This is a genomic window from Rhodovulum sp. YNF3179 (assembly GCF_050586465.1).
Classification (GTDB): domain Bacteria; phylum Pseudomonadota; class Alphaproteobacteria; order Rhodobacterales; family Rhodobacteraceae; genus CAJXYS01.
Genome location: NZ_JBOCEG010000005.1, coordinates 295,436 through 309,827, shown reverse-complemented (window position 1 = coordinate 309,827; position 14,392 = coordinate 295,436). Strand labels below are relative to the sequence as shown.

4 protein-coding genes are annotated in these 14,392 nt (G+C 67.1%); all 4 read right to left on the bottom strand.

Features of this window, described 5'->3' with window-relative positions:
- Nucleotides 1-137: 137 nt before the first annotated feature.
- Complete coding sequence (locus tag ACQ5SP_RS11310) at nt 138-10,403, bottom strand: peroxidase family protein (RefSeq protein ID WP_430938476.1); 10,266 nt, start codon at nt 10,401-10,403, stop codon at nt 138-140.
- 243 nt (nt 10,404-10,646) lie between these two features.
- Complete coding sequence (locus ACQ5SP_RS11305; RefSeq protein WP_430938475.1) at nt 10,647-11,048, bottom strand: response regulator; 402 nt, start codon at nt 11,046-11,048, stop codon at nt 10,647-10,649.
- Nucleotides 11,049-11,082: 34 nt separating this feature from the next.
- Complete coding sequence (locus ACQ5SP_RS11300) at nt 11,083-12,945, bottom strand: sensor histidine kinase (protein ID WP_430938474.1); 1,863 nt, start codon at nt 12,943-12,945, stop codon at nt 11,083-11,085.
- 234 nt (nt 12,946-13,179) lie between these two features.
- Complete coding sequence (locus tag ACQ5SP_RS11295; protein WP_430938473.1) at nt 13,180-13,710, bottom strand: LuxR C-terminal-related transcriptional regulator; 531 nt, start codon at nt 13,708-13,710, stop codon at nt 13,180-13,182.
- Between the last annotated feature and the right edge of the window lie 682 nt (nt 13,711-14,392).

Genomic DNA, 14,392 nt, shown 5'->3' with positions numbered 1-14,392 from the left:
GCGGACAGCCCGGCCTCGGCGCTATGTCCGACCGGAGATGCTACCAAGGTCCAATGGACCCGGGACCATGCGGCGGAGCCTGAACGCGAACAGCCGGCCCGAAGGCCGGCTGCCGCAAGCGGAGATTGGCGTCCGGATCAGAGGATGAAGTTCTCCTCCTTGAGATCATGGTGACCGCTGAGCGTGACCTCGAAGGTCTCGCCGTCGGCTTCGCCGCGGACCAGGGTGACGTCGTGGCCCCCGGCCGAGTCGTGGGCGACGCTCAGCTGTCCCGCGCCGGCGGTCATGCCCGCGCCTGCCAGCGTGAAGGCCTGGTCGCCGTCCATCGATGCATCCGCGTCGATGTCGCTGAAGCAGAGCTGGTCGCCCACGCTGAAGCCGCGGATCATGTCGCCGTCCGCGCCCGACACGGTCTCGAAGATGAAGACGTCGTCGCCCTCACCGCCATCCATGAGGTTCACGGCCTCGCTGGCAACGATGGCATCGTCCCCGGCCCCGCCGATGGCGTTCTCGACACTCCAGAGCGTATCGGTCCCGAGGGCCGAGTCCGCGTCACGGCCGCTGACGGAGCCCCGATCGCCGCCGGCGGACCCGAGGCGAACCTGCAGGTTCTCCTGGATGGCCGAGAGGTCGATCGTGTCGGCACCGGCATCGCCGAAGTAGATGTCGATGCCGTCGTCCCCGGCAGTGGCGAGGAAGGTGTCGTCCCCGTCTTCCCCGTGGATGACATCGTCCCCGGCGCCGCCTTCGACGAGGTCGTCGCCAGCGCCGGCCATCATGCGGTCCGCGCCGTCGCGACCATAGAGCATGTCGTCACCCGCGCCCGCAAGGATGTCGTCATCCCCGGCGCCGCCGAAGAGCATGTCCCGTCCGCCGGCCCCGATGAGCAGGTCGTCGCCATCGTCGCCGCGCAGCACGTCGTCGCCCGCCGCGCCGACCAGGGCGTCGTTCGCCGCGGTGCCAATGAGGATCTCGTCCTCGACACTGGCGGCGCCGGCGCCGGACGTGTCCTGGGCGCCCCCGGTGCCGTGCTGGGTCTCCTGGGTAGCGTCGCCGGTCTCCTCTTCCGTGGCTTCGGCGCTTTCGCCCGTCCCGGCCCCGGCCTCGTCGTCCGCGGCGGGGTTGGCGGCGTCGTCGCCCATCCCGGCCCCGGTCTCGTCGTCCGCGGCGTGGTTGGCGGTGTCGTCGCCCGTCCCGGTCACGTCCTGGGGATCGTTCTGGCCATCGTTCTGCCCATCGTTCTGATCCTCAGGCGCGTTGGCCTCTGCCATGGGCGCATCCGGTGTGGCGGGCTCTTCTGCCTCGTCCGGGTTCTCCGGCTGGTAGCTGAAGATATTCTCGCCGAGCCCTTCGATACCGGTGTTGCGGGCCACCACATCCGCCATCGTGCTGTTGGAGATGAAGTTGGCATAGGCCGGCATCTCGCCCAGGCGGTCGGTGTAGTAGAACCGGTCGCCTTCCTGCAGACGGTCGAGCTGCTCGTGCATCACCACCCAGAAGGTGTGACCCATGACACCGCCCTTGATGTGGCTCTCGGCCAGGCCGCCGACCCAGAGATCCACCCGGTCGATGCCCTTGACGATCATGCTGCCGTCCGGCGCATCCGGATACTCCGCCGGATCGGCGGGGGCCAGGTCGATCCTCGGGTTCACCGACTGGAAGCTCTCGATCTCGTCCGGGGTCAGCAGCAGATCGGGATACGCCGCCTTGAACTGTTCGATCACGGTATCGGAGAGGGTGTTCCGGGTCTGGAAGTCATACCACGAGACGTAGGGGTCCATGGTCATGTCCGAGAGTTCGATGGCTTCGCTGATGTAGCGATCCGTCGAGTCCCGCAGATCCATCTTCACCTGGTTCAGCGTCCCGATACCGAGATCCCAGCCGCGGGCCACGTTGAAGGAGAAGAGGTCCGCGTTGATCCGTACGAGGTTGTCGCGGACGGTATCGACGATATTGAAGTCGATCTCCTCGGAGGGCTGCTGCGCCATGCCTTCAAGCACCGCACCCGCGCCGAGTTCGGCATAGCCGGGCTGCGGGACGTAACCCATCGGCCCCTTTTCCAGCGCATCGACGGCATCCTGGCCGGTCAGTAGTTCGGGCTCGGGTCCCCGTGTAACGAACCTGAAGCCGTCCGCGTCGTTGGACGGGTTCATGAAGGCGTCGAAGAGCTGCACGTCCTTCGGTTGCCCATCGGGTCCCATCACGGTCAGCGTCTCGCCGATCATCGAGTGGCCAAGGCGATAGACCGCCCCCGCGAATTCGTGGCTGATCGAGGCATCGGTCTCGGGGAAGTAGTCGTCGTGACCGTGACGGCCCGAACCCTCGAGCCCGCCGATGAGCGCATCCGCGAAGTCGTTGAAGACGACCTGCTGATACTCCGCCTCGTTCAGGATCTTCGCGGCCTGGAAGAGATCCTCGTCAGAGCCATCGAAGCCCGCGATCTTCAACTGCTCCACGAAGTAGTTGTGGTTGCGCGCAAAGATCGTGTGCATCGAGGTCAGCCCGATGTTCTCGTTTACCCGGCCGTCGCCGCCGATCATGTGATCCAGCGGATCGATGAACGGGTTCATGTCGATCAGCAGCGGCCAGCCCTCGTCCATGAAGTCTTTCACGAGGAAATCAACCTGCGCGGCATCGAAGTCGGCATAGAGACCGTCTTCGGTCCTGGTGTCGGACTTCAGCAGGCCGGGGTAGTACTGCTCCAGCGTCACGATGGTGCCGTCCGGGGCCTCGAACACGGTCCCGGCGTCGATATGGGCCGTGAGCGCCTCGCGCAGCGTCGGCAGAAGCTTGAAGTCCGTGCCTTCGGGCCGCGACGGGTCGAGCGCACCGCCGAGAACTTCGGCGCCGAGGCCGCCGTTCTCGCCGGGCTCGCGCAGCAGCCGTCCGATCTGCGCCGACGAGCCGTAGACCTGGTTCTGGTCCACGAAGGGCGAGGTGATGTTCTCGTGCTGCGGCACGCCGTTCTCGAAACCGACCACCTTGGCACGGGTCAGGTCCGCGAAGTTGTCCCGCATCGGGGTGTCCGGTCCGTCGATATGGACCGGGGCACCGCTGTCCCCCTTCGGGATGAAGGTCAGGCCGTGGTCGAAATACTGGCCGAAGGACATCAGGAACATGTTGGCCGAGGCCGCCTTGGCCGTGCCCGCCTCCTGGTCGCCGATCGCGTCGGAGACGTCGCGCGGATCGATGCCCTCGAAGATCGGGTTGATCTCTCGGTTGACCACGTTGCCGGCTTCGTCCGTCACCTCGCCCTCGCCGTAACGCGCCTCGGTGATCCGGATGAACGGCTTGGTGGCCGCCCCCTGGCCCGGGTTCGCCAGGTTGTTTTCGAACCCCGGCAGGTCGCGGACACCGCGCATCACGGTCGCTTCGCCCGGCTCACGAACCTCGCCGTCCTCGGCCGGCAGCACCGGCGCCTGCTCGGTCGCCCCGACCATGTACTCGAGCGCGTCCACGTCGAGCCTGTCGAGCACCAGCACGCCCTGCGGCACGATCGCCTCGCCGGTGGCCGGGTCGATCGTCGCCCTCTCGAAGGCCGCGGCCTGCGGCGTGCCGGCCCGGACGATGCCCGGCTCGACGTCCGGCGCGGCCGGCGTGAAGGACACGCTGTTGTTGCCGTCCGAGAGCATGACCATGCCCGTCGCGGCATCCGTGCTGCGGGTCATGGCCGACATGTCGAAGGCCTGCGGCAGCATCACCACGTCGGTGTCACGGACAGGGCCCACGATGGTGTTGTCGTTGCCCTCGGTGCGGAACAGGATCCGGTGGACCGAGGTCAGGTTCTCGATATTCACGTTATCTCCTCCATCATCGTCGTCGATGGTGATGGTGTTGAAGTTCAGCGCGGTCGGATCGAAGTTGCCGATAACCTCGACGTTGTCGGCGCCGCCCGCGGTGTTGATCTGGATCTCCTCGATGTTGCGGAGCTGGCCGATCACCTGCTCGCCCTCGCCCGCATCGCGGGTGATGACGATGTCGGTCCCGGCCTCGGGGGCCGCGCCGGTCCAGGCATCCGCCGCGTAGACGCGGAACGTCTCGTCCGAGGCGTCGCCGTTGACGGTGTAGATGTCTTCACCCGCACCGCCGTCGGCCACGTCGGATCCGCCGCCGACGCTCCAGGTCAGGGTGTCGTCGCCATCGCCGGCCTGCAGCAGGTCGCTGCCCGCGCCGCCGGTGATCTCGTCGGCGCCGGCGGCGGCGTCGACCACGACACGCTGCGTCGAGAGGAAGCCCGAGAAGTCGATGATCTCGTCGCCGGCCGTGCCGTTCACGAAGATCGTGTTCGGCGCCAGCGAGGTCTGGGTGAAATCGCCCACGGCGCTGATCGTCTCGGCGCCCTGCACGTTGTTGATCACCACCTCCTCGATGTTGCGGATCTCCATGATCGCCGTCTCGACGCCGTCGACCGTGCGGGTCAGGATGATCTCCGAGGCCGGGTCCAGCGGCGCGGCGCCGCCGGCATCGGTCCAGGCGGCCACGGTGTACATGGTGAGCGCCTCCTCGGTGCCGTCGCCGTTGATCTCGACGACGTCGATATCCGTGACGCCGTCGCGGTTCGCACCGCCGTCGACGATGTCGTACCCGCCCAGCGGGGCATCCCAGACGAAGGTGTCGTTCCCGGCGTCACCGAAGAGCAGGTCGTTGCCCCCGAGGCCGTTGATCTCGTCATCGCCCCCGGCACCGACGATCGCGTCGATCCCGGCCGCGCCGGTCAGTTCGTCGTCGCCCGCCGTGCCGACGATGACGCCGTCTCCGGGCGGGTTGACGCGCAGGTCGACCTCCTGGTCCGCGAAGCGCAGGACCTCGATGTTGGTCAGCCGGTCGGACCCGTCGCCCAGGATCGGGTTGGGATCGCCGTTGATCGGGTCGATCGGGGTCGGACCCTGGGTGACGTTGACATGCGTGACCGTGACGCTGCCATCCGGGTTGCCGCGGATGCTGTAGTTCGCCATCACGTCGTAGAAGACCGCGACGTCCACGTCGCCCTCCTGTCCGCGGTCGACGATCTCGCGGGTGATCTCCAGCTGGCCGGGCGAGATGCTGCCGTCCAGAAGCTGGGGGATGATCTCCTCGAGACTGTCGATGCTCTGCAGCTCGACCGCCGGGTCTTGCGGATCGCGGACCGAGATCCGGGCATCCAGCCACTTGTCGCCGTCGATCACGTCGTCGCCGCCACGGCCCTGGATGGTGTCGCTGCCGCCACCGCCGAGCAGGATGTTGCCGCCGGTGAACAGGTCGTCGGGGCCGACACCCATCATGTCGGCCAGCAGCTCGCGCAGGCCTTCGATGCGGTCCACGCCCTCCTGGGTCAGTTCGTTGCCGAACAGCGTGACTTCGTTGTCCAGGATGGCCCCGTCGACCGGCGGGGCGTTGCCGATCCGGTTGTCGCCCCAGATCAGGTCGTCATGCCCGGTCCCGGACACGGCCTCGGCATCGATGTAGCGATCGCGGAAGAACTCGGTCTGCTCGGTCGTCAGGCGCTTGGTCAGGTCCACCTCGGCATGGGTCGCCATGCCCTTGTGCGCGATCCAGTCATAGCCCAGCTCGGCAAGGTTCACATGGGTGCCCTGGCCCTGGAACAGGATGTCGTCGCCGCTTTCGCCGTGCAGGTCGTTGTCGTTCGGCCCGCCGATCAGAACGTCGTGGCCGATCACCCGCGACCCGCCGAGCGGGTCGTTGTTGTCGCCGACCAGGAAGTCGAAACCGTCGCCGCCCTCGATCCAGTCGTCCCCTTCGCCGCCGTCGACGATATCCGCCCCGGCGCCGCCGATGACGAAGTCGTTGCCCATGCCCGCGAAGGCATGCTTGACGTCGTCGGTGCCGAACATGATGGCGTCGTTGCCCCGGCCGCCGAAGATCAGCTCGCCCGCGCCGCCCCCGGCGGAGATGACGTCGTCGCCCTCGTCGCCATGGAGGAAGCTGATGTCGTCGCCATCCTTGAGGATATCGTTTCCGGCACCGCCGCGCAGCGTGTTCACGCCCGCGTCGCCGATCAGAACGTCGTCACCGTCCCGACCCCAGAGCGTGTCGTCCCCGAGGCCGCCGACAAGGATGTCGCGGTCACCGGTGCCGCCAAGCACGGCGTGATCGCCCCCGTTGAACTGGAGCTTGTTGTCGTAAGCGCGCGCCCCCTCGACCAGCGGCGCACCGGGCTCGGCCGTCGCACGCTCGACCAGGGCGCCGCCCATGCCCGCAAGGAACGGGTCGAAGGCGTCGGATACCGGGTCGGGCTCGACCTGCACCGACTGGTCCACCTCGAGGATGTGGCTCATCGACGAGAAGATGTCGCCCGGGATGCTCGCCCCGCCATCCTTGATGTCGGTGTTGCGCGTGATGATCGACGCGAAGGAGTTGTTTTCCAGCTCGCCCAGCATGTTCATGCCGGCGGTCCGGCCCAGATAGTAGAAGCGGTCGGCGTTCTGCAGGTTTTCCATCTGGTGCTGGAACACGAAGCCGAAGGTCGAGCCGAGCATGCCGCCGAAGGGCATGATTTCCTCGGCCAGGCCGCCGATCCAGAACTCGACATCGTTGATGCCGGTCTCGGTTCCCGCCCAGGCGCCGGTGCCGTTGACGAAGTCCAGCCGGTCGGCCGGGGCGCCGTCGCCGCCGAGCACGAGGTCGGTGGCCGCGTCGCGCTTTTCCACCACGGTCGTGGCGTTCACGATGGTCTCGTGGGTGCCGTAGGCCGCGATGAAGTTGATGATCGACGCCGGGTTCTTGAGGTTCGCGGCGTAGTCCGACCAGGTCTCGTAGGGCTTCAGGAACGCGCTGCCGGTCGCGGCGTAGAACTGCTCGCGCGCGGCGTTGAGCGACGGGACGCCGACATCGCGCCCCCGGGCGATGTTCAGCGCCGACAGGTCGAGCGGCAGCCCCAGCAGGTTGTCGCGCAGGGCGCTGGTCACGAACTCGTCGATATTGGCCCCGGTCTCGCGGGACATGCCGCGCGCCACGGCGCCGGCCGCCTCGTCGGACGTCAGCTGCCGGTCCTGGTCGAACGCGACCGGGTTCAGGAACGCCTCGATCAGACCGTTCGTCGTGGTCTGGCCGTCCGGCGACATGGTCTTGACGTTCTCGGTCAGCATCGAGTGGCCGAAGCGGTACACCACATGCGCGAATTCCGCGAAGATGGCACCGTCGATCTCCTGCGAGCTGTTGACGAGGAACTCGCCGATCGAGGGCTGCACGCGGCGGCCGAATTCCTCGAAGGCGAGGTGCTGATACTGCATCTCGGTGGAGAATTTCGCCGCCTGGAAGAGGCGCCCGCCATCCCAGGCCAGATCCGCCGGGGTCACCACGGCGAGATCGTCCTCGGTGATCGGCACGGCCAGCCACGCGTTGACGAAGTCGATTTCCCCGCTGTCGAGGATGGTCTGCTTCATCTCGGCGACCTGGCGGTTGTGCTCGGAGTGGAACACGTGGTGGACCGCCGTCAGGCCGAAGTTCTCGTTGCCGCGACCGTCGCCCGCGATGAAGTGACGATCCAGCAATTCGTCGTCGTAGGTCTCGTTCTGACCGAACTGGTTGGGGATGATCGCGTTGCCGGTGTCGGAGTCCGGATCCGCGGCCTTGTCGAGGGTTTCGCCGGTCATCCGGTTGGTGAAGGTGCCCGGCACCGCCCCATGCGCGATATCCTCGAGGAAGGCATGCCCGTTGCGGACCGCCTGCGACGCGTCGACCGGGGTGTCGAGGTCACCCTCGACCAGGATGTGCTCGGGGGCGCCGTCGACCGTGCCGAAATCGGGGTTCGGCACGACCAGCTGCGGCAGGCCGTTCGGGCCCGGGACGAAGTTGCCATAGGGATCGGTCGCCAGGAGCGGGCCGTCCAGCACATCGCTGTCGTTGAGCTGGATGCCGAGCTTCTCGGCCGCCTGGGCCTTCACGTCGCCCCAGGTCGACATGCCGCCGGTGACGCCGTGCAGCAGGTAGCCGTTCGACACGGGGGTGCCGTCGGCGGCGAAATCGTACTCGCGCAGGAACACCTGGTGCGAGGGGTGCGAGGTGTAGGTCTGGTTCTGGTCGACCCAGGGCGTCGTCTTGTTGCCATGCTCGCGGATGTCGTCCGCGGTGCCGAGCATCCCGTCCGGGCCGGGCTGGTTGGTGGCGCGGGTCAGCACCATGAAATTGGTCTGCGATGCTGGATCGTAGAGCGGATCATCGGGCTGCAGCGGGATGAACACGGTGCCGCTGCCCCCTTTCTCGACCAGGTCCAGACCGTGATCGAAGAACTGCCCGAAGAGCGTCATCCACGCGTTGTAGGGGGCCGAGAGGCCCTCGTCCGGGGCCACGTCGGGAAGCAGGACGTTCTCGCCGTCCATCTCGATGCCATGGGTCGCCAGCAGGGTGTCGAGCGCGGTCTGCGCCTCGGTCGCGGCAGCCTCGGCCGCGGCAAGGGCGGCTTCGGCGGCGCCGGGCTGATCGAGGGCGGACAGCTCGGCGGATGTCGCGGTCAGGCTGGCCTCCATCTCGCCGTGCGCGGCCTCTGCCGTCGCAAGCTCCTTGTCGGCCAGCGCGGCCGCGTCCATCGCGGACTGAACGGCGGCCGTCGCCTCGGCCACGACCATCATCTGGGCCAGCATGCCCGAGTCAGCCGACTGCGCCGCCTGCAATTCGCCGCGTGCCTGCGTGACGGCCGACTCGGCCATGCCGACCTCGGCGGTGGCGGTCTCCACGACACCTTGGAGGCGGGTTACGTCGGCATCCGCGTCGATGAGGTTGCTTTCAAGGGTCTGCAGCGCGCCATTGGCCGTCACGAGCGCCGACTCCAGGTCGCTGATGGTTTTTTCAACCTCCTGAACGGCCGTCTCTGCCGCCAGGACCGCGCTTTGCGCCGTCACATAGGCCGCGTTGTTGTCCTGCGCGGTCTGGAGCCGCCCCTGCTCGTCCTGCAGCGTGGCCTTCTTGCCCTGAAGGTCCTGCCTCGCAGTCGTCAGCTGGCCGTCAAGGTCGTCGCGCGTGGCGCGTGCAGCGTCCCGCTGACCGGTCAGAGAGGTGACCAGATCGCGGGCGTCGGCCAGCGCGTTCTCGCGCGTCACCACCTCGGCATCGGCCGCCTCGTCGTTGCCCCGGGCGGTGGCAAGCGCCGATTCGGCATCCGCCAACTCGTTCCGCGCCATCGTCCACGCAGACGCCGCCGCGGATTTCTCGGAGAAGGTCGCGTCCGCGTCCAGGAAAACGCTCAGGAAGGCCGCGCGTGCCACGCCTTCCTGGTTGACTTCGATGTCGTAGGTGCCTTGCGCGGCGTCCAGCTCGCCTTGCGTTTGCAGCGCGAGATCCCGCGCCTCCGCGAGGCGCCCCTCGGCGGCGGTCACGTCCGCCTCGGCCGTCGCAAGCTCACTGTCGAGCGTCGAGAGTTCGCTGCGCGCCGTCGCGAGACGGCCCTCGAGGTCCGCGACCGCGGCCTCAGCCAGGCCGACGGCCTCTTCGGCCGCGGCGACGGCTCCCTCGGCCGCAATCACGTCGCCCGAGCTGTCGGTTTCGGCCGCCAGGGTGGTCCGGGCCCGCGACAGGAGATCCTGCGCATCCAGCAGATCCTGGTCCGCCTGTTTTTTCCGGGTTTCAAGCTCGTCGATCTCGCCTTGCTTGGCGTTGCGCATGGCAAGTGCAGAGGCCGCGGTCGAGCGCGCAGAGGCGAGGTCGGACTCGGCCCGGTTCAGGGCGTTCTCGGCCTCGGTCATGAGACCCTGCGCCGTCTCCAGCGCCGTCTGCGCTTCGCCGACGGTGCCGCTCGTCTGCATGGCCATCAGGGTCGCGCTTTCCTGGCCCAGCGTCGTCTCGGCCGCGGTCACCGTCCGGTCGGACTCGGTCTTGGCCTCGGTCTTGGTCCGGACGTCCGCGGCGGCGGACTGCAGGCTCAAGGTCATGGCATCCACGGCTGCCTGAAGCGTCTCGCGCTGCAGCTGCAGCGCCTGGTCGGCATTCGTGGTGGCCGCCCGGGTGTCCAGGGCGCGCTGATGCGCCTGCACGATCTCGTTCGCGACCGTCAGCATCTCCTGCCCGGCGAGACCGGCGTGGCCCAGCGCCGCGGCGACCGCGGCCGGGTTGGACAGCGTCTGGTCCGCGATGAGGTTGGAGATCACCCGCGGCTCGGAGTCATAGACCGACCCGGAGGTCTGCGTGTAGGTCGTCGGCTGGCCGGTGCGCATGTTCGCCTCGGCCTGATGCGCCTCGGCGGGCTGCGTCAGATGCGTCGACTCGAGCAGCCGCGGCATGACCTCGTCCGCGGCGCCGAACCGTTCCTGGCCGGGGGTCAGGTTGTTCATCGAGCCATCGGTGAGGCGCAGGCCTTGCGGCAGCAGGGGATCCGGGACCAGTTCGGCCAGGGGCGTCCCCGCGGCATGCTGCTCCGCGATGCGGATCTGTTCCAGAATATGCTTCAGGTCGTTCGTGTTGACGTAAACCATCTTGACGCTCTCCAGCTTCGGGTTGTCCGGGCGACGGAAGGCACAGTTGCCCCGTCGCGATTGGCGCCAAGATGGGTGAAATCAGGCTTGGGCGGATGCGGCCCCGGTCGCACCGCGTCCCGCACTTTGGGTCCCGGCCCTGTCGGACCTTAGTCGGACACGGCCCCGGCCCGGTGGGCCCGGTCGGAATCGAAAGGGCCCGCGATCGAAACCGCGGGCCCTCTCGAAAGGATCAGGGACCGGTCAGCTGGGCTTGCCGCCGGACCCGCTCTCGAAGTCGAGAAGCGACAGCAGGCTTTCGGCCCGCTTCGAATCGAACGGCTTGGGCAGGAAGCCGTTCATGCCGTTTTCGAAACAGCGGTCCTGTTCGTCCCGCGTGGTATGCGCGGTCAGCGCGATGATCGGCACCCGCGCGCCGGCCGGGGAGTCGGCGCGCAGACGGCGTGTCGCCTCGAAGCCGTCCATGCCCGGCATGCTGAGATCCATCAGCACGACATCCGCGCCCTCTTGGTCAAAGATGGTCAGCGCCGCCTGTCCGCCTTCGGCCTCGAGCACTTCGTAGCCGCGCTTTTCCATCAGCAGCCGCACGACCAAGCGGTTGGTCGGGTCGTCGTCGACCACGAGGATCTTGCTGCCAACACCCAAGCTGTCGCCCTTCCGTCGGAGGTCTCCCGGGCGCCTATGATTGCATCTTGATCGGTATGTGAACATCAAATTTTGTTCCCACGTTCTTCTCGCTCTCGCAGGTGATCGTGCCCCCGAGGCTGCGGGCGATGTTCCTGGCCACCGAGAGGCCGATCCCGAGACCGCGGTGACTGCGCGCAAAGGAGGTGTCGAGCTGGTGGAAGGGCTCGAAGATCCGGCCGATTTCCCGCGGGTCGATCCCGATGCCGGTATCCGTCACCTGCAAATGCAGCCAGGGCCGGCCGCCATCCGCGTCGCGATCGACCCGGACGACAAGGCCCACGCTGCCGTCCTCGGTGTACTTGATCGCGTTCGACACGATGTTCGACAGGATCTGCATCACGCGGTTCCGGTCGGTCTCGATCGCGCCGGGATCGGGCTTCGGCCCCGCGTAGGTAAAGCCGAGCCCGGCTTTGCCGGCCTCTTCCTCGAAGATCAGCGCCTGGCCCGACATCTCGCGCGCCAGGTCGAAGGGGGCCGGCTGCACGGTGATCTGGTCCAGCTCGCCCTCCGCATAGAGCACCATCTCGTCGACGATTCCGTTCAGCTGGCCCGCGGAGCTTTGCGCGACGGTGAGGTAATTGGCGATCTCGTCGGAGGTGCTGTATTCCCGGCACACGGTAAGCATCCCCATCACCCCGTTGAGGGGCGTGCGCAACTCGTGGCTGGCGATGGCGATGAACTCGCTCTTGCGAAGGTTTTCCTCTTCCTCCAGCCGCAGGGCCTCGCGCAGCCGCGCGTCGGAGGCGCGCACCTTGCCGACCATGTTCTTCAGCGCCTCGTTCAGCATCGACATCTCGGCCGAAGAGCCTTCCCGGTCCGGCAGCTTCACGTCGTAATCGCCGGCCGCGATGCGCGAGCCGAGCGTGGTGAAATGCCGGATCGGGCGCACCATGCCGCGCGCGATCTGCCAGCCGATGAAACCCACGATCAGGGCGGCGAGGATCGCGATGGCGTAGGTTTGCAGAAGGCTGCGATTGACCGCGTCGGACAGCTCGCGCACCGGCTGCGGCACCATCACGGCCCAGCCCGTTTCGGGCACGAAAGTGAACCCCGCGATCATGTCGGCATCCATGGGCGGGGAATAGAACTGGTCCACGCCGGTTTCCCGGTTCAGCATGCGCGACACGATCGGGATCCCGGACGCGTCCATCATGTTCGCCTCGATCCGTGGCGAGGGATGCGCAAGCGCCCGCCCCGTGTGGTCGAAGATCGCCGAGTGTCCGAGTTCGCCGAACGAGATCCGCTGCTGAACCTCCTTGACGTAGCGCAGGTTCAGGTAGCCGATCGCGAGACGGTCCCCGGACAGGCGATACCCCAACACGAGATAGCGTTTCCCGCCGATGGACTGCACGTCCGACACCTGGACCCCGCCGAGCGCCCGGTTCGCGCCGATCCGCAGGCTTTCGAGCACGAACTCGCCCGGCAGCCCGATCAGGGCCCCGTCGACGGAATAGAACGACTCGACCGTGTTGCCTGCCGACAGGATCGCGACCGCGTCGAGATCGAAATCCTGCATGAACTGGAAGCTCGGCCCATCGGGCGCGTCCATCGCCAGTTCGGTCTGGGTGTGCAGGAAGACGCGGGCGACATCGTTGATGTACCGCGAGAGCGACAGCGAGAGGTTCTCGGCGATGACGAGATGTTTCTCCTCGGTACGCTCGAGTTCGGTCGCGAAGAAGGTGCGGTAATTCCAGAACTGAAGCGCGGCCGTCACCATGAGGATGGACAGGCAGAACGCCAGCGCCACCTGTCTCTGCAAGGGCCAGAACACCCGCCTCAGTGCGCCGAGAGGCCCCCGGACGGCCCCGCCGCCTGCGGGCGCGGCCCCGGCCGTGTCGATCGTCGCGTTCTGCATGGTCGTTCGTCTCCAAAGGCGCGCCGTGCCCTCACGGCGCTAGGTCCCCGCCGGTCCGCCGGTGCCATCCGCCCGGCGCAGGCTGCGCCGGAACCGGCCCGCCCGGCCGGCCGGTGCGGGCCGCCAGCTGGCCCGGACGAGGCTTTCCGGGAAAGAGCCCAAGGTCCGGCCGGTCATGGGACTTTGGTCCCATTCGCCCGGGAGGATCCGTCCGTCGCGACGTCGCATGGCGTCTCAGAGAGACAGCCGCTGGGCATGAAGGACGATCTCGAGACGGTTGGCGGCGCAGAACTTGCCCTTGAGCGTGCCGACATAATGCTTGACCGTCTTCTCGCTGATCGCCAGCTTTTCTGCGATCTGGCGGTTGGTCATGCCTTCCATGAGGCAGCCGACGACCTGCTCCTCGCGCAGCGTGAGCCGCATTTGCTCGGCCTCCTTGCGCAGCTTCTCGGTCTGGCGCAGATGGTCGAAGATGCGAACGGCGATGTCGGGCTCGACGTAATTGTCGCCCTGCATCGCGCGCCGGATCGCGCTGCGCAGCTCGGTCACTTCGCTGGCCACGGTCAGGATCCCCGCGGCACCGGCGTCGAGCGCCTTCACCGCGAGATCCACCGACTCGCAATTGCAGATCGCCACGACCCGCGTGCGCTCGCAGGCCCGGCGGATACGGTTGATCGGCGCCTTGGGGGCCGTGCTGCCGCAAATGTCCAGAACAACGACATCGGGCGCAAGCACGGCGATCTCGGCGACGGTGGCATCGGACATGCCGGACGCACCGACGACCGCGAAGTCGCCCAAGCTCGATACGGAATGCTGAACGCCCGCCCGCGTAAACGGGCTGTCGCAAACGACATAAACTTCAATCACGCGTCTCTCCAGACTTACAGCAGTCCTGTCCCTGCAAAATTCGTCCGGCGACACTGCCTCAATAATTTTTGTTTTCATGGCCGGATACCGGCCGGTCTTCTACTCGATTCTGTCGCATCGATAACTCGAACGACAATAGCCAGCGGCAAATATCCTGCCAGACGGTAATAGGGTGAGGGGCACACCTATAAGATACCGGGCCGCGAACCCTTTGTGGAAAGGGGGTCGGGGCTCGGCGCGGGCCATGCGGCACGGTGGTCGCGTCGCCAGAGGGTCATGAAAAAAGACGCCCGGGCGAGGGAATTGCCGGGCGCCTTTTGACCGGTGGTCAACGGTCATGCCAACATGCAGGGGAATGCCGACGGCCTTCGTTTTCGCAAATTCCAGCCTGAAATTCCCTTCCCAATAAGAGTGTATAGCGCTCACTTCGACATATTTTCCGGTGTGATTTTCGAAACGCCGCGCCGCAGGTGCACCACGGTCCGGCCGCCCCGGACGCGTCATCGCCGCGCAGGGCGCGCCGCGGCGCGCAGGGAAAAGCCTTGAACAGGGGCGGGCGGATTGGATAAGCACCGGCGGG

Excerpts from the sequence above, each read along its gene's own strand:
- ACQ5SP_RS11310 (WP_430938476.1), bottom strand. The coding sequence starts at position 10,403 with ATGGTTTACGTCAACACGAACGACCTGAAGCATATTCTGGAACAGATC.
- ACQ5SP_RS11300 (WP_430938474.1), bottom strand. The coding sequence starts at position 12,945 with ATGCAGAACGCGACGATCGACACGGCCGGGGCCGCGCCCGCAGGCGGC.
- ACQ5SP_RS11295 (WP_430938473.1), bottom strand. The coding sequence starts at position 13,710 with ATGTCCGATGCCACCGTCGCCGAGATCGCCGTGCTTGCGCCCGATGTC.